26 protein-coding genes and 1 pseudogene are annotated in these 25822 nt (G+C 70.3%); 14 read left to right on the forward strand and 13 right to left on the reverse strand.

The genetic code is table 11. The features are described 5' to 3' along the window. Positions 1-632 (forward strand): hypothetical protein (locus ACLZOT_RS47615; RefSeq protein ID WP_416975552.1); only part of this gene is annotated, 632 nt, incomplete at its 5' end. Positions 633-1104: 472 nt separating this feature from the next. Here ACLZOT_RS47615 and ACLZOT_RS47620 read toward each other — a convergent pair. After that, a complete protein-coding gene (locus tag ACLZOT_RS47620) occupies positions 1105-1545 on the reverse strand; it encodes an ATP-binding protein (RefSeq protein WP_416975553.1) in 441 nt (146 codons plus the stop codon). Between the two features lie 103 nt (positions 1546-1648). Between ACLZOT_RS47620 and ACLZOT_RS47625 the strand changes: the two genes are divergently transcribed. Then, on the forward strand, positions 1649-2488 hold the full coding sequence (locus ACLZOT_RS47625) for a helix-turn-helix domain-containing protein (protein WP_416975554.1): 840 nt from the start codon (positions 1649-1651) through the stop codon (positions 2486-2488). Continuing rightward, positions 2457-2702: a DUF397 domain-containing protein gene (locus ACLZOT_RS47630; protein WP_416975555.1), complete on the forward strand. Its 246-nt coding sequence runs from the start codon at positions 2457-2459 to the stop codon at positions 2700-2702. The genes ACLZOT_RS47625 and ACLZOT_RS47630 overlap by 32 nt, the downstream gene beginning before the upstream one ends. Here the strand turns inward: ACLZOT_RS47630 and ACLZOT_RS47635 are convergent. Next, positions 2690-3859: a steroid 3-ketoacyl-CoA thiolase gene (locus ACLZOT_RS47635; protein WP_416975556.1), complete on the reverse strand. Its 1170-nt coding sequence runs from the start codon at positions 3857-3859 to the stop codon at positions 2690-2692. The two genes, ACLZOT_RS47630 and ACLZOT_RS47635, sit on opposite strands and share 13 nt — an antisense overlap. Positions 3860-4025: 166 nt before the next feature. Between ACLZOT_RS47635 and ACLZOT_RS47640 the strand changes: the two genes are divergently transcribed. Continuing rightward, positions 4026-5261: a cytochrome P450 gene (locus ACLZOT_RS47640; protein ID WP_416975557.1), complete on the forward strand. Its 1236-nt coding sequence runs from the start codon at positions 4026-4028 to the stop codon at positions 5259-5261. 28 nt (positions 5262-5289) lie between these two features. Here ACLZOT_RS47640 and ACLZOT_RS47645 read toward each other — a convergent pair whose 3' ends face one another. From ACLZOT_RS47645 to ACLZOT_RS47655, 3 genes are all read right to left on the reverse strand, one after another. Further along, positions 5290-5715 carry a transglycosylase SLT domain-containing protein gene (locus ACLZOT_RS47645; protein WP_416975558.1) on the reverse strand — a complete coding sequence of 142 codons (426 nt, stop codon included), beginning with the start codon at positions 5713-5715 and terminating at the stop codon, positions 5290-5292. Positions 5716-5999: 284 nt separating this feature from the next. After that, the gene (locus ACLZOT_RS47650; protein WP_416975559.1) at positions 6000-6344 is read right to left on the reverse strand and encodes a hypothetical protein; all 345 of its coding nucleotides are present in this window, start codon (positions 6342-6344) and stop codon (positions 6000-6002) included. A gap of 145 nt (positions 6345-6489) precedes the next feature. Further along, a complete protein-coding gene (locus ACLZOT_RS47655; RefSeq protein ID WP_416975560.1) occupies positions 6490-7548 on the reverse strand; it encodes an MBL fold metallo-hydrolase in 1059 nt (352 codons plus the stop codon). A 120-nt stretch (positions 7549-7668) separates the two neighbouring features. On the opposite strand from ACLZOT_RS47655, the gene ACLZOT_RS47660 reads away from it, so the two are divergent. Genes ACLZOT_RS47660 through ACLZOT_RS47670 form a run of 3 tightly spaced genes read left to right on the forward strand, consistent with a single transcriptional unit; the run spans position 7669 to position 9889 of the window. Beyond that, positions 7669-9117 carry an aldehyde dehydrogenase gene (locus ACLZOT_RS47660; RefSeq protein WP_416975561.1) on the forward strand — a complete coding sequence of 483 codons (1449 nt, stop codon included), beginning with the start codon at positions 7669-7671 and terminating at the stop codon, positions 9115-9117. A gap of 2 nt (positions 9118-9119) precedes the next feature. Then, on the forward strand, positions 9120-9353 hold the full coding sequence (locus ACLZOT_RS47665) for a ferredoxin (RefSeq protein ID WP_416975562.1): 234 nt from the start codon (positions 9120-9122) through the stop codon (positions 9351-9353). A gap of 47 nt (positions 9354-9400) precedes the next feature. Further along, the gene (locus ACLZOT_RS47670) at positions 9401-9889 is read left to right on the forward strand and encodes a hypothetical protein (protein ID WP_416975563.1); all 489 of its coding nucleotides are present in this window, start codon (positions 9401-9403) and stop codon (positions 9887-9889) included. Here the strand turns inward: ACLZOT_RS47670 and ACLZOT_RS47675 are convergent. Continuing rightward, positions 9873-10475 carry a TetR family transcriptional regulator gene (locus ACLZOT_RS47675; RefSeq protein WP_416975564.1) on the reverse strand — a complete coding sequence of 201 codons (603 nt, stop codon included), beginning with the start codon at positions 10473-10475 and terminating at the stop codon, positions 9873-9875. The two genes, ACLZOT_RS47670 and ACLZOT_RS47675, sit on opposite strands and share 17 nt — an antisense overlap. Before the next feature lie 187 nt (positions 10476-10662). On the opposite strand from ACLZOT_RS47675, the gene ACLZOT_RS47680 reads away from it, so the two are divergent. Genes ACLZOT_RS47680 through ACLZOT_RS47690 form a run of 3 tightly spaced genes read left to right on the forward strand, consistent with a single transcriptional unit; the run spans position 10663 to position 14086 of the window. Next, positions 10663-12294: a glycosyltransferase family 4 protein gene (locus ACLZOT_RS47680; RefSeq protein WP_416975565.1), complete on the forward strand. Its 1632-nt coding sequence runs from the start codon at positions 10663-10665 to the stop codon at positions 12292-12294. Then, complete coding sequence (locus ACLZOT_RS47685; protein ID WP_416975566.1) at positions 12288-13022, forward strand: class I SAM-dependent methyltransferase; 735 nt, start codon at positions 12288-12290, stop codon at positions 13020-13022. The genes ACLZOT_RS47680 and ACLZOT_RS47685 overlap by 7 nt, the downstream gene beginning before the upstream one ends. Next, entirely contained in the window at positions 13019-14086 is a 1068-nt protein-coding gene (locus ACLZOT_RS47690; protein ID WP_416975567.1) for a prenyltransferase, read from the forward strand. The genes ACLZOT_RS47685 and ACLZOT_RS47690 overlap by 4 nt, the downstream gene beginning before the upstream one ends. 4 nt (positions 14087-14090) lie before the next feature. Here ACLZOT_RS47690 and ACLZOT_RS47695 read toward each other — a convergent pair whose 3' ends face one another. Beyond that, positions 14091-14378: a hypothetical protein gene (locus tag ACLZOT_RS47695; RefSeq protein ID WP_416975568.1), complete on the reverse strand. Its 288-nt coding sequence runs from the start codon at positions 14376-14378 to the stop codon at positions 14091-14093. A gap of 154 nt (positions 14379-14532) precedes the next feature. Here ACLZOT_RS47695 and ACLZOT_RS47700 point away from each other — a divergent pair, with 154 nt between their 5' ends. Beyond that, a complete protein-coding gene (locus ACLZOT_RS47700; protein WP_416975569.1) occupies positions 14533-15108 on the forward strand; it encodes a hypothetical protein in 576 nt (191 codons plus the stop codon). On the opposite strand, the gene ACLZOT_RS47705 is transcribed toward ACLZOT_RS47700, so the two are convergent. The 4 genes from ACLZOT_RS47705 to ACLZOT_RS47720 form a co-directional block, all read right to left on the reverse strand. Further along, on the reverse strand, positions 15105-16112 hold the full coding sequence (locus ACLZOT_RS47705) for an LLM class F420-dependent oxidoreductase (protein WP_416975570.1): 1008 nt from the start codon (positions 16110-16112) through the stop codon (positions 15105-15107). The two genes, ACLZOT_RS47700 and ACLZOT_RS47705, sit on opposite strands and share 4 nt — an antisense overlap. A 98-nt stretch (positions 16113-16210) precedes the next feature. Beyond that, positions 16211-16990, reverse strand: coding sequence for a DUF5336 domain-containing protein (locus ACLZOT_RS47710; protein ID WP_416975571.1), 780 nt, complete (start codon positions 16988-16990; stop codon positions 16211-16213). A 117-nt stretch (positions 16991-17107) separates the two neighbouring features. Then, complete coding sequence (locus tag ACLZOT_RS47715) at positions 17108-18019, reverse strand: N-acetylmuramoyl-L-alanine amidase (RefSeq protein WP_416975572.1); 912 nt, start codon at positions 18017-18019, stop codon at positions 17108-17110. Positions 18020-18029: 10 nt separating this feature from the next. Then, positions 18030-19484, reverse strand: coding sequence for an MFS transporter (locus ACLZOT_RS47720; RefSeq protein ID WP_416975573.1), 1455 nt, complete (start codon positions 19482-19484; stop codon positions 18030-18032). Between the two features lie 265 nt (positions 19485-19749). Here ACLZOT_RS47720 and ACLZOT_RS47725 point away from each other — a divergent pair, with 265 nt between their 5' ends. From ACLZOT_RS47725 to ACLZOT_RS47735, 3 genes are all read left to right on the forward strand, one after another. Beyond that, on the forward strand, positions 19750-21507 hold the full coding sequence (locus tag ACLZOT_RS47725) for an MFS transporter (RefSeq protein ID WP_416975574.1): 1758 nt from the start codon (positions 19750-19752) through the stop codon (positions 21505-21507). Positions 21508-21687: 180 nt separating this feature from the next. After that, positions 21688-22335: a class I SAM-dependent methyltransferase gene (locus ACLZOT_RS47730; RefSeq protein WP_416975575.1), complete on the forward strand. Its 648-nt coding sequence runs from the start codon at positions 21688-21690 to the stop codon at positions 22333-22335. Between the two features lie 81 nt (positions 22336-22416). Then, positions 22417-23148, forward strand: a complete 732-nt coding sequence (locus ACLZOT_RS47735) for a class I SAM-dependent methyltransferase (protein ID WP_416975576.1) — start codon at positions 22417-22419, stop codon at positions 23146-23148. Positions 23149-23240: 92 nt separating this feature from the next. Here ACLZOT_RS47735 and ACLZOT_RS47740 read toward each other — a convergent pair whose 3' ends face one another. Both ACLZOT_RS47740 and ACLZOT_RS47745 read right to left on the reverse strand, forming a co-directional pair. After that, positions 23241-23873 (reverse strand): response regulator, encoded by a 633-nt coding sequence (locus tag ACLZOT_RS47740; protein ID WP_416975598.1) that lies wholly within the window; start codon positions 23871-23873, stop codon positions 23241-23243. Between the two features lie 704 nt (positions 23874-24577). Beyond that, positions 24578-25783, reverse strand: a pseudogene (locus ACLZOT_RS47745) (sensor histidine kinase); the annotation flags it as partial. Between the last annotated feature and the right edge of the window lie 39 nt (positions 25784-25822).

Raw genomic sequence — 25822 nt, forward strand, 5'->3', positions numbered from 1 at the left:
CTGCCCGGCCTCAGCCACCGACAACGAAATGGGCCCCCGACTCCGTCGGCGGCCCATCACGAAAGATCGAGGCTAAGCCGGGGATGGTGCTGCGTACGCCTTCTGGGGGCAGTGTCTCTGTCGAGGGCATCCGCTACTTCGACGAGCGGCAGCGGACGCATGATCTGACGATTACTGATATTCATACGTACTATGTGCTGGCAGGTGTCACGCCGGTCCTCGTTCACAACTGCGATGCAGACCCCCAGAGTGCTCCTGGAGGGAAGAACGGCGCTGCCGTTAGCATCAAGCAGGTGAAGATGGCACTCGGCAGGGCTGACATGAGCGTTGCCCAGTACGACATTGTGCACGTGCCGGAGATCAGCACCGCCGGAGATGGCCTGCCTGCTTACGCGAACAGCCCGCACAATGGTAGTGGAATGCCGAACCTGGGCCCGCGAGGGCGTCCGGTGATTCAGATCTCCAACATGGGACTGGCTGATATGGATACCGCCGTGGCCACGATCTTCCACGAGATCTATCATCACCGGATGTACGCCACTTGGCCAGGCTCGATGGGTGGAACAGAGTCCGCTGCGGAGACATTCGGGCAGGCTATGCTCGGCGTTTTCAGGCGAAGGACGGGTTCATGATGCAGATAACGCGCTTCACACCCTCGGAAATAGAAGCTCTTGGGCGAGAGCGAAATTTCCTCCGGGATCAGTCAGAGTGGCCTTGCCCTTCGTGCGGAGAAGTTTCGGTTCGCACCTACCTCAGAAACACGAAACACGCGGATCGCCCTGCTGTGATCAGCTACACATGGTGTGCTGCTTGTCGCAAGATGGCTGGCTCAACCGGTCCTCTGCCGCCCGGTCTGGTCATCTCGGATCCATGGCGGGAATTGGACCCGGCGGCGTGGGAACAGTTCGACACGAGCCTGCCCAGGTTCTTCGCTAGGCTCGACCGGCTATGGGAGGGCGGTGTGCTGCCACAAAACATCGTCTGGAACCGGCGGTAGAGCGACGATCATGCCGTAACGTGAGCACGCAGAAGCCCCGCCAGGTCACCTGGCGGGGCTTCTGCGTGGTGTGGCGGCGATTGATGTGAGGCCCTTCGGTGTGGGCTTCAGGGCATGTCGTCCAGGTCCATCGGTGTCGCGCACTCGAACCACACCGTCTTGCCGAGGGCGCCGACCGGGTCCACTCCCCACTTGTCCGTGAGGGCGTTCACGAGGATCAGGCCGCGGCCCGACTCGGCGTCGAGTGGCAAGTCGGGGGTGGGGGCGGGGAGCTGGGGGCTCGGGTCCGTGACCTCTACGCGGATCGCGTTCGGTTGGCGGAGGATCAGGATCTGGCAGCGGCGGTCGGGGACGTGGCGGTGGACGTTCGTGACCAGCTCCGTCAACGCCAACTCGACCGCGTCCGTGACCTGTTCCGTGCGCCATTCCTTCAGCAGGGTGCGGGCGATGCGGCGGATGTGGCGGGGGGAGTGGTCGCCGACCGTCAGCATCAGGCAGTACGTGGGGAAGAGAGGACCCACCAGGAAGGGGGGAAAGTGTTCGTTCACGGTACGAGCGTGGACCCTCTTCCCTACTCTGGGCTACCACGCGAATACAACCTGTCGGTTTATTCGCGGGAATTCGAAACTTCTTGCCAGAGAGGGGACTTGGGTGACCCACATCAACGTGCTCGACCCGGGTGCGTCGCCGCTCGACTACTACGGCTTCGAGCTGCGCCGCTTCCGCGAGTCGTCCGGCATGACGCAGGGTCAGCTCGGTGACATCGTCAACTACACGGGTTCCCTCATCGGCCAGATCGAGAACGCGCGGAAGGTCCCGACCCTGGAGTTCAGCCAGCGGATCGACGCGGCGCTGAACACGGACGGTTTCTTTTCGAGGCTGGTCATCCTGGTCCTGCGTTCCCAACTGCCGTCGTGGTTTCAGCAGGTGGCGGAGTTGGAGGCGCGGGCGGTCGAGATCCTGACGTTCCAGATCGGCATGGTGCACGGGCTTCTTCAGACGCCGGCGTACGCGCGCGCCACGCTCGGCACGATGGACCAGGTCGACCTCGACAATCGCACCACCGCCCGGCTCGCCCGCCAGTGCGTTCTGGAGAAGCCGGAGCCGCCCGTCTTCTGGGCCATCGCGAGTGAGGCTGTCCTGTACCAGGAGATCGGCGGTCGGGAGGTCATGCGAGAGCAACTGGCCCATTTGTTGTCCTTCGAGGACAACCCCAGGGTCAACATCCAGATCCTGCCGTTCACGACGGGCGCGCACGCGGGATCACAAGGTTCGTTCACCGTCTTCCGCTTCGAGGACGACCCCACCATCGTCTACACGGAGGGGTACGGCAACGGGCACCCCACCGCCAACCCGGACACCGTCAAGGACTGCTCGCTCCGTTACGATCATCTGCAAGCCGCCGCACTCTCCATCAAGGACTCGGCGGAGTTGATCCGGCGGGTGATGGAGGAACGCTATGGCGCGGAGCACGGAGATTCTGTGGCGTAAGTCCAGCTACAGCGGCGACCAGGGCGGCGAGTGTGTTGAGGTCGCCTGGCGCACCTCTTCGTACAGCAGTGACCAGGGCGGCGAGTGCGTACAAGTCGCCTCAACCCCCCTCACCCACATCGCCGTCCGCGACTCCAAGAACCCCGCAGGCCCCCACCTCACCCTCCACCCCACGGCGTTCTCGGAGTTCCTCACCTGGACTCAGAGCCGCTGAAGGATCGTCCCCGTGGCCAGCGCGCCACCCGCGCACATCACGACCATCGCGAACTCCTTGTCGGCCCGCTCCAGTTCATGAAGCGCAGTCGTGATGAGGCGAGCCCCGGTCGCCCCCACCGGATGCCCGAGGGCGATCGCACCCCCGTTGACGTTGACCTTCGCCAGGTCTTGGTCGAACACCCGCGCCCAGCTCAACACCACTGACGCGAACGCCTCGTTGATCTCGACGAGGTCGATGTCCTTCAACGTCATCCCGGCCTTGCCCAGCACGGCGTGCGTCGCGTCGATCGGCCCGTCGAGGTGATAGTGCGGGTCGGCGCCCACCAGGGCCTGCGCGACGATCCGCGCACGCGGCTTCAACTTCAGCGCGCGGGCCATCCGTTTGGACGCCCACATGATCGCGGCGGCCCCGTCGCTGATCTGCGAGGAGTTGCCGGCGGTGTGAACGGCCGTAGGCATGATGGGCTTCAGCCGGGCGAGCCCTTCCGGCGACGTGTCCCGCAGCCCCTCGTCCCGGTCGACGAGCCGCCACATCCCCTGCCCGGCGGCCTGTTCCTCCTCGGTCGTGGGGACCTGCACGGCGAACGTCTCCCGCTTGAACCGCTCCTCCAACCACGCCTCTGCGGCCCGCTGTTGGGACAGCACCCCGAACGCGTCGACGTCCTCCCGCGTCAACTCCCGCCGCCGCGCGATGCGTTCGGCGGCCTCGAACTGGTTGGGCAGGTCGACGTTCCACTCGTCGGGGAACGGCTTCCCCGGCCCGTGCTTGGAGGCGGACCCGAGCGGCACCCGGGACATCGCCTCGACACCACAGCTCACGCCGACGTCGATGACCCCGGCGGAGATCATGTTCGCGGTCATGTGCGCGGCCTGCTGCGAGGACCCGCACTGGCAGTTGACGGTCGTCCCGGCGGTCTCGTACGGCAGGCCCATGGTCAGCCAGGCGGTCCGTACGGGGTTGGCGGACTGCTCGCCGGCCTGGGTCACCGCGCCGCCGACGATCTGCTCGACCGCGTCGGCGGGAATGCCGGTACGGCCGAGGAGTTCACGGTACGTCTCGCCGAGGAGGTAGGCGGGGTGGAGGTTGGCGAGCGCGCCGCCGCGCTTGCCGATGGGGGTGCGGACTGCTTCCACGATCACGGGTTCGGCGGCCATGGGTGCGGATTCCTTCCGGGGCCGAGTAACTAGTACGTGTTCTAGTTCCAGCTGCCAGTCTGCGGATGTGGCGTACGTCACCGCAAGGGTCTTGCAGCCTCAAGCCCGCTGAACTACGGTCACCGCACCTATTTCTGATGAACCGTCAGATGGCGGGAGCTGTCCCATGGCCTGTCCAGCGCTTCCCGAAGGGTTCGACTTCACCGACCCCGACCTGCTGCAACACCGAGTCCCCCTCCCGGAGTTCGCCGATCTGCGCAGCGTCGAACCGGTGCGCTGGATCCCGCAGTCGGACAACGTCGCGGGCTTCCAGGACGAGGGGTACTGGGCTGTCACCCGGCACGCCGACGTCCGGTACGTCTCGACCCACCCCGAACTCTTCTCGTCCTCCGTCAACACCGCGATCATCCGCTTCAACGACCACATCGACCGCGCGTCCATCGAGGCGCAGCGCCTGATCATGCTGAACATGGACCCGCCGGAGCACACCCGGGTCCGCCAGATCGTCCAACGCGGCTTCACCCCGAGGTCGATCCGCGCGCTGGAGGAACGGCTCCGCACCCGCGCGCACGACATCGTCGAGATCGTACGGAGCAGTCCCGAGCCCTTCGACTTCGTCACCCAGGTCGCCTGCGAACTCCCGCTCCAGGCGATCGCCGAACTGATCGGCATCCCGCAGGGCGACCGGGCCCGGATCTTCGACTGGTCCAACAAGATGATCGCCTACGACGACCCCGAGTTCGCCGTGACGGAGGAGGTCGGCCAGCAGTCGGCCGCCGAGATCATCTCGTACGCGATGGACATGGCCGGCGAGCGCAAGAAGTGCCCGGCGCAGGACATCGTCTCGACGCTGGTCGCCGCCGAGGACGAAGGGAACCTGAACTCCGACGAGTTCGGCTTCTTCGTGCTGATGCTGGCCGTCGCCGGGAACGAGACGACACGCAACGCGATCACGCACGGCATGCACGCGTTCCTGACCCACCCCGAGCAGTGGGAGCTGTATCGGAGCGAACGGCCCTCGACGATGGCCGAGGAGGTCGTCCGCTGGGCCACACCTGTCGTGTCGTTCCAGCGAACGGCCACGCAGGACACGGAGTTGGGCGGCAAGCAGATCAAGAAGGGGGAACGGGTGGGGCTGTTCTACGCCTCCGCCAACCACGATCCCGAAGTCTTCGAGAATCCGGGGCGGTTCGACATCATGAGAGACCCGAACCCCCACCTCGGGTTCGGAGGCGGGGGTCCGCATTACTGCCTGGGCAAGTCACTGGCCGTACTGGAGATCGACCTGATCTTCAACGCGATCGCCGACGCGATGCCGGGGATCCGGCTCGTGGAGGATCCCCGGCGGCTGCGTTCCGCGTGGATCAACGGCGTGAAGGAGTTGAAGGTCAGCGCCAGTTGACCCCAAAGCCGGTTGACCGAATAGCCGATCAGTACCAGCCGTTGGACTGCCAGAAGTTCCAGGCCGCGGCCGGGCTGCCGTACCGCGAGTTCATGTAGTCCAGGCCCCACTTGATCTGCGTGGCGGCGTTCGTCTTCCAGTCGGAGCCGGCGGACGCCATCTTCGAGCCGGGGAGGGCCTGGACGAGGCCGTAGGCGCCGGAGGAGGCGTTCGTCGCGTCGACGTCCCAGCCGGACTCGTGCTCGACGATGTGGGCGAACGCGTTGTACTGCGCCGTGTCCGGGATCAGCTGCTTCGCGATCGTCTGCGCCTCGCCGGCGGAGTCCACGGACGCGGTCGCCGCGTGGGCGGGAGCCGCGGTGAGGGCCATGCCGACGGCGGCGGTGGCCACGGCGGCGGTCGTGAGGGCCTTCTTCGGGGACTGGGCGATGCGGCGGACGGCGGCGAAAGACACGGGGACCTTGTTTCTTCGGGGACAGGGCGGTCGCTCGCGCCGGGGGAGTCTCACCCGCCGGCAAAGCGGCGGCGCCGAGGCCCGTGGGGGCTTGTCGGCGCCGTGCGACGTCAACCAGAGAAGCAGGCGAGGGGCGGCGCCCGCAAACACCCCCTTTACTAGTTCTGGTCGCATTTGAGGTGGTCCGGCAGGGTGTGACCTGCGGCCGGGGCTACGAACCGGCTTCGTAGGTGACCCGGGTCACGTGGGGTGGTTCACCGCTCAACGGCTCATTTCGGCACTTTCTAGCTGAAAGTCACCGAACGGAACTCCGTGTCCTCGCCGCCTCCCGTCTTCGGGTCCAGCACTGTCATCTCGCCCGTGCAGCCCGGGTTCTCGAACACCACGGCCGTGGAGCCCGTGTCGTTGTACGCGTAGCGCGCGGGGGAGCTGGAGGACGGGTTCGCGACCTCGGGAAGCGTGATGCACTCCCGGCTCGGCGGGTTCAGCAGGGTGGCGATCTGCGGGGAGCCGTCCAGGCCGGAGTAGGCGTAGAAGAAGGCGCCGTCGGCCGCCGACGCCGACGTCGGGACGGCGAGGACCAGGGTCAGAGCGCCGGCCGCGGCGGCCAGGGTGGTGCGGATGCGCATGCGCGCGGTTCCTTTCGCGGGGCTCTCCGTGACTCATGGGAGGCATGAAACTTCGGAGAGTTACGAGCGTTACGGCCGCAGACCTGCCCACCCGGACCGGGGTCATGCCGGTACTCACTCGTACGAAGGACCGCGCCCCGTGTGTTTACGCCGCCACCGCCACGTAGGTCACCGGGTCGCTCCCCGGCACCGCCTCCACGCGCCCCACCTTCACCAGGCGCCTGACGTGCGCCTCCGCCTCCGACACCGCGATGTTCCGGGAGCCGTACGGGATCTGGGCCCAGGGGCGGTTCCACTCCATGCGCTCGGCGAGCTGCCATGGCGTGAGGGGCGTTGTCAGTAGGGCGTGCAATGCTGAAAGCCGCTGGTCGTGGTGGTCCAGCAGGGCCTGGACGCGGGCCGGGGCGTCGGTGAACGCGTACTGGTGGGCGGGGAGGATCTCGGAGGGGGTGAGGCGGGCGACGCGTTCCAGGGAGTCGAGGTAGTCGCCGAGCGGGTCCGTGATTGTCGCGTCGTCCGGGTCCTCGTACAGGCCGATGTGGGGTGTGATCTCGGGGAGGAGGTGGTCGCCGGAGAAGAGCCGACCCTTGCCGGGGAGGTTGTGCGGGTGGGTCTCCTCCAGGTGCAGGCAGACATGGCCCGGGGTGTGGCCCGGCGTCCAGATCGCGCGCAGACGGCGGCCGGGGAGCGGCAGGAGTTCGCCGGGGACGATCTCCCGGTCCGGGATCGCCGGGGAGAAACCCGGGAGCGGGCGGCGCGGGGCCGTACGCAGCGGCGCCACGTGCTCCTCCGGTGCGCCCGCCGCCGCGAGCTTCGCGGACATGTACGTGTACCAGCGCTCCGGCCGCGTCTCGCGGGTACGGCGGACGATCGCCGCGTCCGCCTCGTGCATCGCGATCCATGCGCCCGACGCGTCCCGCACCTTGCCGGAGAGGCCGTGGTGGTCCGGGTGGTGGTGGGTCACGATGACGCCGGTCAACTCCCCTACGGACGTACCGCAGTCAGCGAGGCCCTCGACGAGGGTGTCCCACGACGCCGGGTCGTCCCAGCCGGTGTCTATCAGCACCGGTCCCGCGTCCGTGTCCACCACGTACACCAGCGTGTGGCCCAACGGGTTGTCCGGGATGGGGACTTGGAGCGAGCGGACGCCGCCGCCGTGGTCGTACGCCGTGCTGCCGGTCCCCGCCGTGCCGGTCCCCGTCATGTGCCCTCCGCGTGCCGCCCGATGCCGCTGCCCCGTGGCCATTGCCCACTATAACTAGAACTGGTATCAGTTCCTGAAACACCGTCAGAAACCGGTGCCGATACCGAGGGTGTGGTGGCGATGGGCGTTGTGGAGTACGGGCAGTTGGTCATCGGCGGGGAGCTCGTCGAGCCCCTCGGGGACGGGGTCATCGAGGTCGTCTCGCCGCACACCGAGGAGGTCGTCGGGCGGGTGCCGCACGCGTCCTTCGGTGACGTCGACCGGGCCGTCGGGGTGGCCCGGCGGGCCTTCGACGAAGGGCCCTGGCCCCGGCTGTCGTTGGAGGAGCGGATCGCCGTCGTCTCCCGGATCAAGGACGGGATCGCCGCGCGGCACGAGGAGTTGGCGCGGGTCATCTCCACCGAGAACGGGTCGCCGTACTCGTGGAGCGTGCTCGGGCAGGCGCTCGCCTCGATGATGGTGTGGGACGCCGCGATCACGGTCGCGCGGGGGTTCGTGTTCGAGGAGCGGCGCGACGGGGTGCTCGGGAAGATCCTCGTGCGGCGGGAGCCGGTGGGGGTCGTCGCCGCGGTGATCCCCTGGAACACGCCGCAGTTCGTGGCCGCGTCCAAGCTCGCGCCGGCGCTGCTGAGCGGGTGCTCGGTCGTGCTCAAGCCGTCGCCCGAGGCGCCGCTCGACTCGTACGTCCTCGCCGAGATCTGCCGTGACGCCGGGCTGCCCGACGGGGTGTTGTCGGTGCTGCCCGCCGACCGGGAGGCGGGGGAGTATCTCGTCGGGCATTCCGGGGTGGACAAAGTGGCGTTCACCGGGTCCGTGGCCGCGGGGAAGCGGGTCATGGAGGTCGCCGCACGTCATCTGACGCGGGTGACCCTGGAGTTGGGGGGGAAGTCCGCGGCGATCGTGCTGCCCGACGCGGACGTCGGCACCGCCGTCGCCGGGATCGGCCCCGCCGCCTGGATGAACAACGGGCAAGCCTGCGTCGCCCAGACGCGGATTCTGCTGCCCCGGGATCGGTACGACGAATTCGCCGAGGCATTCGTCGCCGCGGTCGCCGCGCTGAAAGTCGGCGACCCTCTCGACCCCGCCACCCAGATCGGCCCCCTGGTCGCCCGACGGCAACAGGAACGCAGCTTCGAATACATCCGGATCGGCCAGGAAGAAGGCGCCAAAGTCCTTATCGGGGGCGGGCGCCCGGAAGGAATCGAGCGGGGCTGGTACGTCGCTCCCACGCTTCTCGGCGACGTCGACAACAGTATGCGGGTCGCCCGTGAGGAGATATTCGGTCCGGTCATCTGCCTCCTTCCCTACGGCGACGAGGACGAGGCCGTACGGATCGCCAACGACTCCGAGTACGGGCTGAGCGGCAGCGTGTGGACAGGAGACGTGGATCGCGGAATCGATATCGCGAGGCGGGTCCGAACGGGCACGTACAACGTGAACACCTTCAGCCTCGACATGCTCGGCCCCTTCGGCGGCTACAAGAACAGCGGCCTCGGCCGGGAATTCGGACCCGAGGGCTTCGGTGAATACCTCGAACACAAAATGATCCACCTCCCGGCCGGAGCCTGACCATGGGCGACCGCTGGCGCCTCGACGTCGACCGCACCCTCTGCATCGGCTCCGCCCAGTGCGTCCACCGCACCCAGGGCTTCTTCCAACTCGACCCCGCCCGCCAGTCCCAGCCGGCCGAGCCGGAGACCGACGCGAACGAAGCGGTCCTGGAAGCGGCGGAGAACTGCCCGGTGGAGGCGATCTCGATCGCCCTGGCGGGCAGCGGGGAGGCGGTTTTCCCGCCGGAGGAGTAGGGGGCGGCTCTACGCTGTCGCCCTCAGACGCTGACGGGGGGCTCTTCATGCGGTCGGTGACACGGCGGCTCGGCGGCGCGCTCGCGGCCGGTTCGGCTCTGCTCGCCCTCTCCGGCTGCGGTGTTCCCATCGACGCCATCGCCGGGATCTCCGCCACCGCTGACGGGAAGTTGCTCGGGGTCATCCTGGTCTGCGGACATCGCATCGACGGGGCGTCTCTGTACGTGGACGACGAAAATGCCCCCAAGCTTGGGAAGGTGGGGGAGTGGAGCGCCGACCGGCCCCTCGGCCCAGGGCTTTCCACCTGGCCTCTCGAAACGGCCGCTGCCGGGTGGGGTGGGAGCGGATTGTCCACCCCCCTTGTCGCCGGGGCCAGTTACACGCTCTATGGATGGACCGAGGACAATTCCTGGTCGGCGGCGAGTGTTTCGTTCAGCTTGCGCGATCGGATTCTGCCCGGGCAGGTTCGGTATGAGAGGGAGGATTCCGCAGTCACCGTCTCCTTGGCGGAATTCGAGGCTACTGCCTGTCGGTAGGCGGGATGTCGATCAGTTTGCAGACTGTTTCGATGTCGATTTTCACCTGGGCGATCGATGCTCTGCCGGAAAGCCAGGTGATCAGGGCCGAGTGCCAGGTGTGTTCGATGACGCGGACCGCCGAGAGTTGGGCGGGAGTCGGGTCGGGTTCACCCATGGCGTCCAGGATCATGGACGTGGTCTGGCGGGATACCTGGTCGACTTCGGGGCTTACGCTGCGGTCGGCGAAAGTGAGGGCTCGGACCATGGCGTCGGCGAGGTGCGGTTCGCGTTGGAGGGCACGGAACGCGCGCATCAGGGTTTCCGCGACGCGGGCGCTGGGGGAGTCGGCCGTGGGGGGCTTCTTCTTCAGTGTGCCGTGCATCTGGGCCAGTTGGTCCTGCATCGTGGCCACCAGGAGGTGGACCTTCGACGGGAAGTAGCGGTACAGCGTGCCCAGCGCCACTTGGGAGGACTCCGCCACCTCGCGCATCTGGACCGCGTCGAAGCCGCCCCGGCTCGCGAGGTGGGCCGTGGTGTGGAGGATCCGGCTGCGCCGGGCCTGCTGGCGTTCGGTGAGGGTGGGGGAGGGTGGTTCCGGGGGCATGGGTACCGTCCGTGGGGCCGGGTGATCGTGCGGTGCGCGGCCGTGGCGTGAATCACCTGACTCATTGCTCACAGGACCCCTACCTGCCGGTAGATTCGAAGCCTCCCGGACGACCAGGTCTGAAACTTGTTCTAGATTAGCGCCCGGCGTAGTGTCGCCGTCGCGCGCAGGCAGAAGGGGGCCCGGAGTGACCGTCGAGGCCAGTCGGGCCGACTCGGCGACGGACGGAGAGCGCCCGCTCTCGATCGCGTTGCTGACGTACAAGGGCAACCCGTTCTGCGGCGGCCAGGGCGTCTACGTACGGCACCTCTCCCGCGAACTCGCCCGCCTGGGCCACCGTGTCGAGGTGATCGGCTCCCAGCCGTACCCGGTGGTCGATGACGGCGTCACCCTCACCGAGCTGCCGAGCCTCGACCTGTACCGCCACCCGGACCCCTTCCGCACCCCGAAGCGCGACGAGTACCGCGACTGGATCGACGCGCTGGAGGTCGGCACGATGTGGACGGGCGGCTTCCCGGAGCCGCTGACGTTCTCGCTGCGGGCCCGCCGCCATCTGCGTGAGCGGCGCGGCGAGTTCGACGTCGTGCACGACAACCAGACCCTGGGATACGGCCTGTTGGGCGACGTCGGGGCGCCGCTCGTGACGACGATCCACCACCCCATCACCGTGGACCGCCGGTTGGAGCTGGACGCGGCGCAGGGCTGGCAGAAGCGGTACTCGGTACGCCGCTGGTACGGCTTCACCCGCATGCAGAAGCGGGTCGCCCGCCGCCTGCCGTCCGTCCTCACCGTCTCCGGCACGTCCCGCCAGGAGATCGTCGACCACCTCGGCGTCCGCGACGACCGCATCCACGTCGTGCACATCGGCGCCGACACGGACCTGTTCGCCCCGGACCCCGCCGTCCCGGTCGTCCCGGGCCGCATCGTCACGACGTCCAGCGCGGACGTGCCCCTCAAGGGACTCGTCTACCTCGTCGAGGCCCTCGCGAAGGTCCGTACGGAACACGCCGGGGCGCACCTGGTCGTGGTGGGGAAGCAGCCGGCCGAGGGGCCGGTCGCCCAGGCGATCGAGCGGTACGGCCTGCGGGGCGCCGTCGAGTTCGTCAAGGGGATCTCGGACGAGGAACTGGTCGCCCTGGTCCGCTCGGCGGAGGTCGCCTGCGTGCCGTCCCTGTACGAGGGCTTCTCGCTCCCGGCGGCGGAGGCCATGGCGACGGGCACACCGCTGGTCGCGACGACGGGCGGCGCGATCCCCGAGGTCGCGGGCACCGACGGCGAGACATGCGTGGCGGTACCCCCCGGCGACGCGGGGGCGCTGGCCGCTGGGCTCGGGCGACTGCTGGGCGACCCGGAACTGCGAGCACGGCTGGGGGCCGCGGGCAGGGAACGCGTCCTGTCCCGCTTCACCTGGGCGAGAGCGGCCGAGGGGACGGTCGAGCGGTACCGCGAGGCGATGGCGAGGAACGGGAGTCAGGGGCGTACGGCGGGCGCTGCCGCGGGTGCCGCTTCAAGTCGCGCCGGGGGCGCCGGAGTTGGGGACGCCGCTTCAAGTTGCGCCGGGGGTGCCGGGGTTGGGGGCGCTGCTTCAAGTCGCGCCGGGGGCGCCGGGGTTGGGGGCGCTGCTTCAAGTCGCGCCGAGGGCGCCGGAGTTGGGGACGCCGGGGGCGAGAGTGCCGTCGTCCGCCCCGTCGACGGTGACCCCCCGAGCGGAGGCGCGCAGCAGGCCCCGTACCCGTCCGATCGTTCCTCCTCCGAAGTTTCCGGTGTCTCCACCGGTGTTTCGCCCGCCTCCACCCCCGAAAGCAGGACCACGTGCTGACCGTCGACTTCTCCAGGTTCCCGCTCGCCCCGGGGGACCGTGTGCTGGACCTCGGATGTGGGGCCGGGCGGCACGCGTTCGAGTGTTACCGGCGAGGAGCGCAGGTCGTCGCGCTGGACCAGAACGGGGACGAGATCCGCGAGGTCGCGAAGTGGTTCGCGGCGATGAAGGAGGCCGGGGAGGCGCCGGAGGGCGCGAGCGCGACCGCGATGGAGGGGGACGCGCTCGCGCTGCCGTTCCCCGACGAGTCGTTCGACGTCGTCATCATCTCCGAGGTGATGGAGCACATCCCGGACGACAAGGGCGTACTCGCCGAAATGGTACGGGTGTTGAGGCCCGGCGGCCGGATCGCGATCACCGTCCCCCGGTACGGCCCGGAGAAGGTGTGCTGGGCGCTGTCCGACGCCTACCACGAGGTCGAGGGCGGCCACATCCGCATCTACAAGGCCGACGAACTCCTGGAGCGGATCCGCGAGGCCGGCCTCACCCCGTACGGCACGCACCACGCGCACGCCCTGCACTCCCCGTACTGGTGGCTGAAGTGCGCGTTCGGTGTGGACAACGACCAGGCGCTGCCGGTGAAGGCGTACCACAAGCTGCTGGTGTGGGACATCATGAAGAAACCGCTGGCGACAAGGGTTGCCGAGCAGGCCCTGAACCCGCTGATCGGCAAGAGTTTCGTGGCGTACGCGACCAAGCCCCACCTGCCCGCGGTGGACGCCAAGTGACCACTCCCCGGACAGAACACCTCGTCCTGCCCGGGGTCCTCACCGCCGAACAGGCCGTGGCGACCGTGCGCGGCATCCTCGCCGTGCAGCGCGAGGACGGGGCGATCCCCTGGTTCCGGGGCCACCACCTCGACCCGTGGGACCACACCGAGGCCGCGATGGCCCTGGACGCGGCCGGTGAGCACGAGGCGGCCGAGCGCGCCTACCTGTGGCTGGCCCGCCACCAGAACGAGGACGGCTCCTGGTACGCCGCGTACGCCGACGGCGCGCACGACGACGTCACCGACCGGGCCCGCGAGTCCAACTTCGTCGCCTACATCGCCGTAGGCGTCTGGCACCACTATCTCGCCACCGGCGACGACACGTTCCTCGACCGGATGTGGCCCGCCGTGTACGCGGCCGTCGAGTGGGTGCTGTGCCTCCAGCAGCCGGGCGGCGAGATCGGCTGGCGGCGTGAGGACGACGGCAGGCCGACCGACGACGCGCTGCTGACCGGGAGTTCGTCGATCCACCACGCGCTGCGGTGCGCGCTGGCCATCGCCGAGCAGCGTGAAGAGCCGCAGCCCGACTGGGAGTTGGCGGCCGGCGCGCTGCGGCACGCGATCCGGCGCCACCCCGAGCGGTTCCTCGACAAGGGCCGCTACTCCATGGACTGGTACTACCCGGTGCTGGGCGGCGCGTTGACCGGCGAGGAGGCCAAGTCCCGGGTGGAGGAGGGCTGGGAGCGGTTCGTCGTCCCCGGCCACGGGGTGCGCTGCGTCGTCCCCAACCCCTGGGTCACCGGCGGCGAGTCCGCCGAACTCGCCCTGACACTCTGGGCGATGGGGGAGTCGGACCGGGCACTGGAGATCCTCCAGTCGATCCAGCACCTGCGGGATGCGGAGAGCGGGCTGTACTGGACGGGGTACGTCTTCGGCGACGACGCCGTGTGGCCGCAGGAGTTGACGACCTGGACGGCCGGCTCGCTGCTGCTGGCGGTCGCCGCGCTCGGCGGACACGAGGCGACGTGCGCGGTCTTCGGCGGGGAGCAGCTGCCGGTGGGTCTCGACCCCGACTGCTGCTAGCCGCTCAGTGCCTTCGGCCGAGGTTCGCGATGGCGTGTCCGATGACCAGGTACACGACCGCCGCGAGCCCGTACCCGGCGACGACCCGCGCCCACCGGTCGTCGAAGCTGAAGAGGTCACGGGACCAGCCCGCCAGCCAGTTCGCCACATCGTGCACGAACCGGACGAAATCGTTCGCGCGGTTCGCGTCGAGGAGGTCGAGCGCGATCCACAGCGCCAGCACCAGGGCGAGGACGTCGGCCACCCCCGCGACCAGCGAACCGACGCCTCTGCCGTTGCGATCGGGAGACATGCGGTACGGGTATCCCGCCGCCCGGCGCTGAAACCTGGCCCCTGACCTGGGCGCATGGCTGTGCGTGACGCCTCTCGGGTGGCGGACCGGCGCCCCTCGGGCGAGGCTGGCCGGGACAGTCCAGCTCGGGGAGACCACACATCCGGAGGACCCCGTGGCCGTACCGATACGGCGCCTTCTCGTGGCGCTCAGCGTGTGTTGTGCCCTGCTGGTGGGCGGGACCGCGTGCTCGTCCTCGTCCTCGCCGGGCAAGGGGAGCGGCGCCGCGCAGGACGCCGTGGCCGCCGCTGTCGCCGCCGAACCGAGCCCCACGCCGACCGCCGAGCGGCAGCGGCTCGCGAAGACGCGGTTCGTGGCGAACGCGGGGCTCGCGGCCGGGGCGACCTACCAGTGGATCGTGAAGCCCTGGAAGGCCGGCAAGTTCAAGAAGGGCACCAAGGGGCGTACGTTCGCCCTGGTCAAGGCCGGTCTCGCCGGGACCTTCGCGTACAACCGGCTCAAGGCGGCGAGCCGCAACGCGCAGGGCGACCCGCTGCTCTCCAAGGCGATGGCGCCGCTCACCTCGGGCATCGACGCGCTCAAGGACCTGCCGTCCAAGCTCCGCAAGGGCGACGACTCGGCGGCCGGCTCCTTCGACGACATCATCGGCAAGGTGAAGGACGCCGGGAAGAGCGCCGGCGCGACGGTGACGGACAAGGTGCCGTCGGCCGGGCAACTCGCAGGAGGTTAAGCGGAGTTGAGTTCCGCGAGGATGCGCAGGCTCTCCGGGTCCGGTGACATGGCCAGCAGGTCCGTCACCGGGCCCTTGCGCCACAACTCCAGCCGCTCCGCGATGCGTCGACGCGGGCCGACGAGGGAGATCTCGTCCGCGAAGGCGTCGGGCACGGTCGCGACAGCCTCCTCCCGACGGCCCGACAGGAACAACTCCTGGATCCTGCGGGCCTGTTCCTCGTACCCCATCCTCGCCATCAGGTCGGCGTGGAAGTTGCGGGTCGCCGCGCCCATGCCGCCGATGTAGAAGCCGAGCATCGCCTTCACGGGGGCCAGCCCCTCGGCGACGTCCGCGCAGACCCGGACCTGGGCCATCGGGGCGACCGTGAACCCCTCGGGCACGGTCAGCTCCCCGTACGCGTCCGGCCGGTACGGCGACCAGTACAACGGGAGCCAGCCGTCGGCGATTTCGAGGGTCTGGGCGACGTTCTTCGGCCCTTCCGCCCCCAGCAGTACGGGGAGCCCCGGCCGCAGCGGGTGCGTGATCGGCTTCAGCGGCTTGCCGAGCCCCGTCGCGCCCGGCCCTCGGTACGGGAGCGGGTGGTATGCGCCGGCGAGTTCCACCGGCCCCTCGCGGCGCAGGACTTGGCGCACGACGTCGACGTACTCGCGGGTCGCGGTGAGCGGCGACCTCGGGAACGGGCGGCCGTACCAGCCCTCGACGACCTGCGGGCCGGACAGGCCCAGGCCCAGTAGCGCGCGGCCGCCCGAGAGGTGGTCCAGGGTGAGGGCGTGCATCGCCGTCGTCGTGGGGGAGCGGGCCGCCATCTGGGCAACGGCCGTACCCAGCTTGATCGTTGAGGTGTGGGCGGCGAGCCAGGCGAGCGGGGTGAAGGCGTCCGAGCCCCACGACTCCGCCGTCCACACCGAGGCGTAGCCGAGCCGCTCCGCCTCCTGGACCAGGGAGAGGTGGTCGGGGTTGGGGCCGCGGCCCCAGTAGCCGAGCGCGAGACCTAGCCGCATGGCGTCTCCTGACGGGTCGTCACAGAGCGGGAGCCGTGCGACTGTACGGCAACGGCCCCCCACCCGGAAGGGTGAAGGGCCGTATGCCTGACGGGTGTTCAGCCGCGCTGGATGCCCGAGCTGTCGCGCAGGACGCCACGGCGGCCGTCCTGGGTCTGTGCGATCAGGCCCTGGCCGCCCTGCTCGACCGCCAGGTACCAGGTACCCGGGGCGAGTTCGGCGATCGGGTTGGGCGCACCGTCCTCCGCGAACAGCGGACGGGGCACCGGCACCGCGAACCAGAACGGCGAGAACTCCGGCGCGGGCTGCGCGGCCGGCGCCGGAGCGGGCTGGCCACCACCGAACGGCGGCTGACCGCCGAACGCCGGGGGCTGCTGCTGGGCGCCCGGGTAGCCGTAACCGGCGGGCGGCTGGGGCTGGGCGCCGTACGGCTGCGGGGCCGGGGGCTTGGGGGCCGGGATCAGGCCCCCCTGGAGCGCCGGCACCAGCGGGGTCGCGATCGCGGCACCCGCCATCACCAGCGTCGCCACGAGCAGCAGGATCAGGCCCGTGCCCGCGTCGAAGGTGTCCCGAGAGCCTTCGAAGTTGTTCATGGCGCTCACCGGGTCGAACACGTTGCCCAGCGCGCTCCACGCCGCGAACACCGTGAACGCCACACCGAACTGGCGCAGGTCGAGACCCGCGACTTTCGGCACCTGCGGCAGCGCGCGCGAGACGACGATCAGCGCGGCCCCGATCAGACCGGCCAGCACCACGCCCATCAGGATCGGACCACTCGCCCAGGAGCTCGGGAATTCGAAGCCGTCCGGGGCCTCATCGGCCGAGTAGACGTCGAGGAACGACGCGATGAACAGCAATACCGCTGCTCCGATCACCACGCCGTCGCCTCTAGTGAGGGAGCGGATATTCACTTCAGGTCCTTCGTCGGTCGTCAACGTAGGGACGACATTATCGTCCGGGCGATCGGCCTGTCCGCCCGGAGAGGTCCGGTGAAGCTACCCGCGCAGGAAACTCACGATTCCCTCAGAGATCCCCTGCGCGGCCTTCTGCCGCCACGCGCCGCTCGTGAGCAGCGCCGCGTCCTTCGTGTCCCGCATGTTGCCGCACTCGATGAACACCTTCGGGACCGTCGACAGGTTGAGGCCGCCCAGGTCGGTGCGGGTGACCGAGCCGGTGCCGGAGCCCACGTAGTTGGACGGCCCGGTGTCCGTCGTACGGCGGAAACTGTTCGCCACGAGTTCGCCGAGGCGTTTCGACGGGGCGACGATCCGGCGGGTGTCCGCCGCGCCCTCGTGGACCGCGCCCGGCAGGATCACGTGGAAGCCGCGGTTGCCCTGGGCCGAGCCGTCCGCGTGGATCGACACGACCGCGTCCGCCTTCGCCGCGTTGCCGATCCGCGCGCGCTCGTCGACGCAGGGGCCGAAGGGGCGGTCGGCGTCCTGGGTGAGCTTGACGGTGGCGCCTTCGCTTTCCAGCAGGGTGCGCATGCGGTGGGCGACGTCCAGGGTGAACTGGGCTTCCGTATAAGCCGCGTCGGCAGAGGTGGCGTTCGTGGAGGTGCCGGTGGTGTCGCACTCCTTCTTGTTCGTGCCGATGTCCACCAGGCGGTTGATCTCGGAGGGGTGCTGGTAGTTGGTGGGGTTGTGGCCGGGGTCGAGGACGATCACCTTGCCGGTGAGGGGCTTGACCGCGGCGGGGGGCTGCTTGGCGTCCGGTGTGGCGGATGCGGTCATCGGGGCCGCCGTCGCCGTCGTCGTACCGCCCCCGCCCGTGCCGCTGTACACGAACCACCCCGCCGCCACCACCGGCAGCAGCACCGCCGGTACCAGGACCAGCGGGCGGCGGAACGGGGAGCGCGGGGGCTCTGCGTACGGGCGTTCTTCGTACGGAGGTTCTGTGTACGACACGCCAGACACCCTAGGCCCTGTCCCCGCCCCCGCGCGGCAGCCAGGCCCACATCAGGGCCGCGCCCGCGAGCAGGACGGCCGTGCTCGTGCGGAAGACCAGGGCGTAGCCGTCGGTGAGGGCGGCCGGTGTGTCGTGGCCGTCGGTGCGGGTCGCGGCGATCGTCGCCATGACGGCGAGGCCGAGGGAGCCGCCGATCGTGCGGGAGGTGTTGACGAGGCCGGAGACGATGCCGGAGTCGGCCGCCGTGGTGCCCGAAGTGGCCAGCGAGGCCAGGGGAGTTGTGGCCATGCCCGCGCCGAACATCATCAGGATGCCGGGGAACACGATGTCGGTCAGGAGCGAGCCGTCCGGGCTCATCGTCGACTGCCAGGCGAAGCCGGCCGCCGCGATCAGCGCGCCGAGGACGGCGGTCGCGCGCGGGGACGCCGCCCGCATCAGGCGCGGGGCCAGCTTCGAGCCGGCGATCACCGCGAGCGAGCTGGGCATCGTCGCGAGGCCCGCCTCCAGCGGGGTGTAGCCGAGGACGTTCTGCGCGTACAGCGTCATGAAGAACCACATGCAGAACGTCGCCGAGCCGCTGATGAACATCGCCACGTTCGCCGACGCGACCTGCCGGAGCCTGAGCAGCCCGAGCGGCATCAGCGGCGACCTCGCCCGCGCCTCGACCGCCAGGAACGCCGCGATCAGTACGGCGCCGGCGGCCAGCGGCAGCAGCGCCGCACCCGACGTCCAGCCCTCCGACTCGATGCGCGAGATCCCGAACGCCAGCGTCGCGAGCCCCGCCGTGACCAGCACCGCACCGGGCACATCGAGCCGCTTCTTCGTTTCTGAGCGCGTCTCCGGCAGCCAGCGCAGCGCGCCCGCGAGGACCAGCGCCCCGATCGGTACGTTGATCAGCAGCACCCAGCGCCACGACAGGGTGTCCACCAGGACCCCGCCGACCAGGCCGCCCGCCGAACCGCCGCCCGCGCCGACCGCCGTCCAGGTCGCTATCGCCCGCGCCCGCGCCGGGCCCTCCGGGACGGCCGCCGTCAGCAGCGTCAGCGTCGAGGGCGCGAGGATCGCCGCGCCGAGGCCCTGCACCGCGCGGGCCGCCAGCAGCTCCCAGTCCGACTGGGCGAGGCCGCCGGACAGCGAGGCCAGCGTGAACAGGGCGAGGCCCGCCAGGAACGTGCGCTTCCTGCCGAACAGGTCGCCCGCCCGGCCGCCCAGCAGGAGGAAGCCGGCGAACGTGATCGCGTACGCGTTCACCACCCACTGCAGGCCCGGCGCGCTCAGGCCGAGGTCCGCGCGCATCGAGGGGAGGGCGACGTTCACCACCGAGATGTCCAGCACGACCAGGAACTGCCCGGCGCAGGCGAGCGCGACGATCAGCCAGGCGGGGGGCCCGGACTTGCGCGGGGCCGGTACGGGGGTGGCGGTGGGGGCCTTGGTGGGCTCGGGAGCGGAGGGCATGGTGGTCATGGTCGCAAGTGGTTTCCGGTCCGTACATCGGGTTTCCGGAGCAATCCGGCTCGGGCGCGGGGCCTACGACTTTGTGCGGGGGCCGGTGCCGTGGTTCCGTGAGGTCCACGTGGTGCAGCGGAGGCGGTCCTCCGGTTTCCCAAGAAATGGTCAAGGATCCGGCGGGTGTACAGGGCGACGGAATAGTTGCCTGTGCATACGTCGTTCTGGCTGCACGTACCCCTTCCCTTACCTGGCCCCTACACGGCCCTGGAGGCTCCAGCCCATGTCGCACACGCCGACCGACCGGACCACCCGCGAAGCGAGCGGTGCCGTCGTGCCGGTCCTCGCCTTCGCGGGCATCGTCGTCGCGGTCATGCAGACCCTGCTCGTCCCCGTGATCAAGGACCTGCCGCAACTGCTCAGCACCGCGCCCTCCAACGCGACCTGGGTGCTGACCTCCACCCTCCTCTCCGGCGCCGTCGCCACCCCGATCATGGGACGGCTCGGTGACCTCACCGGCAAGCGGCGGATGCTCATCGCGAGCCTCTCCGTCATGGTCGTCGGCTCGCTCGTCAGCGCCGTCACCAGCGACCTGCTCATGATGATCGTCGGCCGCACCCTCCAGGGCTTCGCCATGGGCGCGATCCCGCTCGGCATCGGGCTCATGCGCGACATGCTGCCCCGCGAGAAGCTCGGCTCCGCCATGGCGCTGATGAGCTCCTCCATCGGCGTCGGCGGCGGGCTCGCGCTGCCGGCCGCCGCGCTCGTCGCCCAGCACGCGAACTGGCACGCCCTCTTCTACGGCTCCGCCGCACTCGGGCTCGTCTCCATCGCCCTGACCCTGCTCGTCGTCCCCGAGTCCCCGATGCGGGCCGAGGGCTCCTTCGACCTGCCCGGCGCGCTCGGGCTGTCCACCGGGCTCGTCCTGCTGCTCCTGCCGATCACCAAGGGCAGCGACTGGGGCTGGGCCTCCGGCACGACCCTCGGACTGTTCGCCGCGGCCGTCGTCGTCCTCGTGCTGTGGGGGCTGTACGAGCTGCGCGTCCCCGCGCCGCTCGTCGACCTGCGCACCACCGCCCGCCGCGAGGTCCTGCTCACCAACCTTGCCTCCATCATGGTCGGCGTCAGCTTCTACGTCGTCTCCCTCGTCCTGCCCCAGCTCCTCCAGCTCCCCACCGCCACCGGCTACGGGCTCGGCCAGTCCATGGTCGTCGCCGGTCTGCTCGTCGCCCCGCTGGGGCTGACCATGATGTTCACCGCGCCCGTGTACGCGCGGATCTCCGCCAAGTACGGGCCCAAGGTCACCCTCATCCTCGGCATGCTGATCATCGCGATCGGGTACGGGGCCGGGCTCGGGCTCATGAACGCCGCCTGGCAGAGCGCCGTCATCGCCGTCGTGCTCGGCGCGGGGATCGGGCTCGCCTACTCCTCGCTGCCGGCCCTGATCGTCGGCGCCGTCCCCGCTTCCGAGACCGGCGCCGCCAACGGGCTCAACACGCTCATGCGGTCCATCGGTACGTCCGTCTCCAGCGCTGTCATCGGGATGGTCCTCGCGAACACCGCGAACCATGTGGGAGGTGTCGCGATCCCCACGATGCACGGGTTCCGGGTGTCCTTCCTGATCGCCACCGCCGCTGTCGCCGTGGGGCTGGTCTTCGCGCTGTTCCTGCCGGGGAGGCCGAAGGCCGGGGGTGTGCAGGGGGTTCAGCTGCGGGCCAGCAGTGAGGAGGACGCGAACCTCGCTGTCGCCGAAGAGGTGCTGCGCGGGTTCCGGGGGCGTGTGCTCTCCGCCTCCGGTGAGCCTGTCGCCCGGGCCAAGGTGACGCTCATCGACCGGCGGGGGCGGCAGGCCGGGTCCGCTGTGTCGGGTGATGACGGGCGGTACGCGATGGCCGTGCCGGGTGCGGGGGCTTACGTCCTGGCCGCGAAGGCTGTCGGGCATGGGCCGCTGGCTTCGCCGGCCAGTCATGTGGGGGAGGACGCGGTGGAACTGGACCTGGCGTTGCCGGTGGGCGAAGGGGTTGCGTCCTCCGTTCAGTAGGGGGTGGGCGGGGAGCTGTGTGACGGGCTGCGGGTCGTATGTGGCTGGTCGCGCAGTTCCCCGCGCCCCTTCAGGGCGTTGGTCGCTGTGGCGATCTGGCGTGGGCCCCCCTTTCCGCGTGGTGGTCGGCGTGCGACAGCATGAGGGCCTGCATCGTCGTACCTCCGGAAGGAAGCCCTCATGGACGCCCTCGCCACTCGGCCCGAGCCGGAGATCCTGGCCGCTTTCCTCGGGGCCAAGGGGTTCATGCCCGAGGACGAGGGGCTGGCTCTGTACGCCGTTGCCGTCGAGGCGGGGGCGCTGGGGCTGCCGCTGCTCGAAGTCGGGACGTACTGCGGGCGGTCCGCCGTGCTGCTCGCCGATGCCGCTCGGCGGGCCGGCGTCGTCGCGCTCACCGTCGACCATCACCGGGGGAGCGAGGAGCAGCAGCCGGGGTGGGGGTACCACGACCCCGAGACCGTCGATCCCGAACTCGGCCTGATGGACACGCTGCCCACCTTCCGGCGCACCCTCCACCGGGCCGGACTCGAAGAGCACGTCGTCGCTCTGGTCGGGCGCTCCCCGCAGATCGCCGGCCTGTGGAACTCCCCTCTCGGCCTCGTCTTCATCGACGGCGGCCACACGGACGAGCACGCCACCGCCGACTACGAGGGCTGGTCCCCGCACCTCGCCCCAGGCGGACTCCTCGTCATCCACGACGTCTTCCCGGACCCCGAGGACGAGTTCACCGGCCAGGCCCCCTACCGGATCTACCTGCGCGCCCTGCGGTCCGGGGTCTTCGAGGAACTCGGCGCGCAGGGGTCCCTGCGGGTGCTGCGGAAGCGGTGAACTGCCCTTGCGGGGAGGGGGAGTTGCCCCCGTTTGTGCCGAGTCGGGCCGGTAGAATGATCTAGTGGGGAAGGAGCCCGGATGGACCGGAACATACGCACCGTCGACGATGTCCTCGACCTGCTGGACACCCTCTTCGCCCCCGAGGCCGACCGGTGGAGCGACCGGGCCGGCGGCGACTGGTGGGACTCCTTCTACGCGGACCGCTCCCGCCCCGTCCCCTTCTTCGTCGACAAGCCCGACGAGAACCTGGCCGCCCTCCTCGACCAGGGCGTCCTGACCGGCGGCCGCGCCCTCGAACTCGGCTGCGGCCCCGGCCGCAACGCCCGCCACCTCGCCGCCCACGGCTACCGGGTCGACGCCGTCGACATCTCCCCGGCCGCGATCACCTGGGCCGAGGAACGGGCCCGCGAGGCCGGCGCGGACGTCCGCTTCCATCTCGGCGACGCCTTCAAGCTCGTCGGGAACGAACTGACGGGCCCCTACGACCTCGTCTACGACTCCGGTTGCTTCCATCACCTGCCTCCTCACCGCCGTATCAGTTACCTGCGTCTGCTGGACCGGGCGCTCGCACCCGGCGGGTACTTCGGGCTCACCTGCTTCGCCGCCGGCGCGATGGGGTCGGAACTCTCCGACGCCGACTTCTACCGGGAAGGCGCCCTCGGAGGGGGCCTCGCCTATACGGAGGACTCCTTGCGGGAGATCTTCGGAGAGCTGACCGGGGTCGCGCTCCGGAGGATGCGGGAAGAGGGGGAGGGGGCCCCGTACTTCGGCAAGGACTTTCTGTGGACGGCGTTGTTCCGCCGGGCCTAGGGATTCTGTCGGGTCCGGGGCCTCCTGTCGGGTCCGGGGCCTCCTGCCGGGCCGGCCTCGTGGTCAGGCGCTCCCCGCCTTCGGCGCCCCCGCTACAGCCACCCCTGCTGTCGTGCCTCCCGCAGCGCCTCCGTGCGGTTGCGGGTGCCCGTCTTTCCGATCGCCGCCGAGAGGTAGTTGCGGACCGTCGACTCCGACAGCCGCAGCCTCTCGGCGATGTCCGCCACGGTCGCGCCGTCCGCCGACGCCTCCAGGACCCCGCGCTCCCGGGTGGTCAGCGGGTTCGGGCCGGACGCGAGGGCTGCCGCCGCCAGCGCCGGGTCCACCACCGTCTCGCCCATCAGGACCCTCCTGATGGCCTGCGCCAGCTCCTCCACCGGACCGTCCTTGACCAGGAACCCCGCCGCCCCCGCGTCCATCGCCCGCCGCAGGTACCCCGGCCGGCCGAACGTCGTCAGGATCAGCACCCGGCAGTCCGGCACCTCGTCCCGCAACTCCGCCGCCGCGTCCAGGCCGCTCTTGCCCGGCAGCTCGATGTCCAGAAGGGCGACGTCGGGACGGCACATCAGCGCCGTGTCCACGATCACGTCCCCGGCGCCGATCTGCGCCACCACCTCGATGTCCGGTTCCATCCCCAGCAGCAGCGCCAGCGCGCCCCGCATCATGCCCTGGTCCTCCGCGAGCAGGACCCGGATCGACTTGGCCGGACGGTGACTGCTCGGCATCTCGCTCGCGGCCGGGTCCATCGGCGAGTACGGCGAGTTCAGGGGGCTGCTGGTCACGGGGCCAGCCTAGGGCCGGGGCCCGAGGAGGGCTCGCTGTGACGGACCTCGGGGGCGGGGCGCACGGTGTACACGCCCGGCGCACAGGGTTCGGGGTGCCAGCCGTCCACGCTTCCGGCACCGTGCACGGGGTCCCTCCGGGGGGTGGCTCCGTAGTCCTCGGCTTCTGCCGGGAGCTCCGCCGTCACCGTGAACCCGCCTCGCGCACCCGGCCCCGCTTCCAGAGTGCCGCCGACTGCGGCGAGACGTTCACGGAGCCCGATGAGGCCGGTGCCGCGGGCGGTGTCGGGGGATGTGGGGGTTGGGGTGGGGGTGGTTGACGGGTGGGGTGTCGCGGGATCTGTGTCGGGGGTGGGTGGGGTGCGGAGTGTGGAGGGGGCTGCGCTGGGGGTGGATGGGGTGCGGGTTGTCGAGGGGCCTGTGCTGGGGGTGGGCGGGGTGATCGGCGTCGCGGGATCTGTGCCGGGGTCGGCCGAGGTGCCGGCTGTCGAAGGAGCTGTACCGGCGGGGGCCGAGGCGCCGGGAGCCGAGAGACCCGCGTCGGCGGTGACCGAGGTGCCGGGCGTCGAGGGAGCCGTGCCGGAGACGCCTGGCCTGTCGGTGGTGGCCGGTGTGCCGGGTGCCGAGACGGTCGTGCCCGAGGTGTCAGGTGCTCCGGCGGCGGGCGAGGCGCTGGTGTCGGCGTCGGGGCCAGGGCCCTCGGGCTTGACGGCCGGCGCCCACATGGCCGGAGCCTTGTCGCCCTGACCGCCCGTGCCCGGAGCGCTGCCGCCCTGACCGCCGGTGTCCTGCTCGCCCGTGCCCAGCGCCTCGGCCCCCCGACCCCCCGTGCCCAGGGCACCGGCGACCCGCTCTGCCCGGTCCCCCTTCGGCAACGGTCCGTCGTCCGTCACCGTCAGCCGGACCCGGTCCGCGGTCCCCGTGAGGGCGATGGCGCAGTGGGTCGCCCCGCTGTGGCGGACGATGTTGGTGACCGACTCGCGGACCACCCAGCCGAGGAGCGCCGCGGTCTGGGGGGAGAGGGGCGGGCCGGATTCGGTGATCGTGGGGGTGATGCCGGCGGTCGTGAGGGTCGAGCGGGAGCGGTCCAGCTCGGTGGTGAAGCTGCTTTCGCGGTAGCCGGTGACGGCCTCGCGGATCTCCGTCAGCGCCTGGCGGCCCACCGACTCGATGTCCGTGATCTGGACGAGGGCCGCGTCCATGTTCCTCGGCGCGAGACGGCGCGCGGCCTCCGACTTCACGACGATCACCGAGAGGGTGTGGCCCAGCAGGTCGTGCAGGTCACGGGAGAAGCGCAGGCGCTCCTTCTCCACCGCGCGCCGGGCCAGCTCCTCGCGGGCCGAGCGCAGTTCCCGGACCGTGTCCGCGAGGGAGAGGACGGCCGCGGTCACCAGCGTCGAGATCCATGTCGCGTACGCCGTGTCCAGGCCGCCCCAGCCGTTGCGCACGACGCCGACCGTGCCGGCGAGGGCCGTCACGGCGAGGCTCGCCCAGCGCAGGTGCGGCAGCCGGATCACCGCGCCCGTCGCGAGGCCGAGCAGCGGGAAGAACAGCAGCCACGCGCCGCCGTACCCCAGGGCCAGCGCGCAGGTGATGAGGGTCAGCAGCGCGAGTGCCAACCTGTTCGACGTCGACTCCCTGGTCTCGCGGAGGAAGGAGCGGAAGACGACGTAGATGTAGAGCGAGTTGAAGGCGAGCAGACCCAGGCCGCCGATCACCGGGTTCGGGGTCTCGGGCTGGAAGAGATTCGAGAAGGCGCCCAGCCCGATCAGCAGCCAGGGCAGCATGCTGTAGCCGCTGAGCGAGAAGTCCTTGGGATCGCTGCCTCTCCCCGTCCCACGTTTCCTGTTCATTCCGTGCGTCCCCCGTCCGGTCCTGCCGCCGATCGCTGT

The sequence above is a fragment of the Streptomyces sp. 4F14 genome (assembly GCF_048159485.1).
GTDB lineage: Bacteria > Actinomycetota > Actinomycetes > Streptomycetales > Streptomycetaceae > Streptomyces.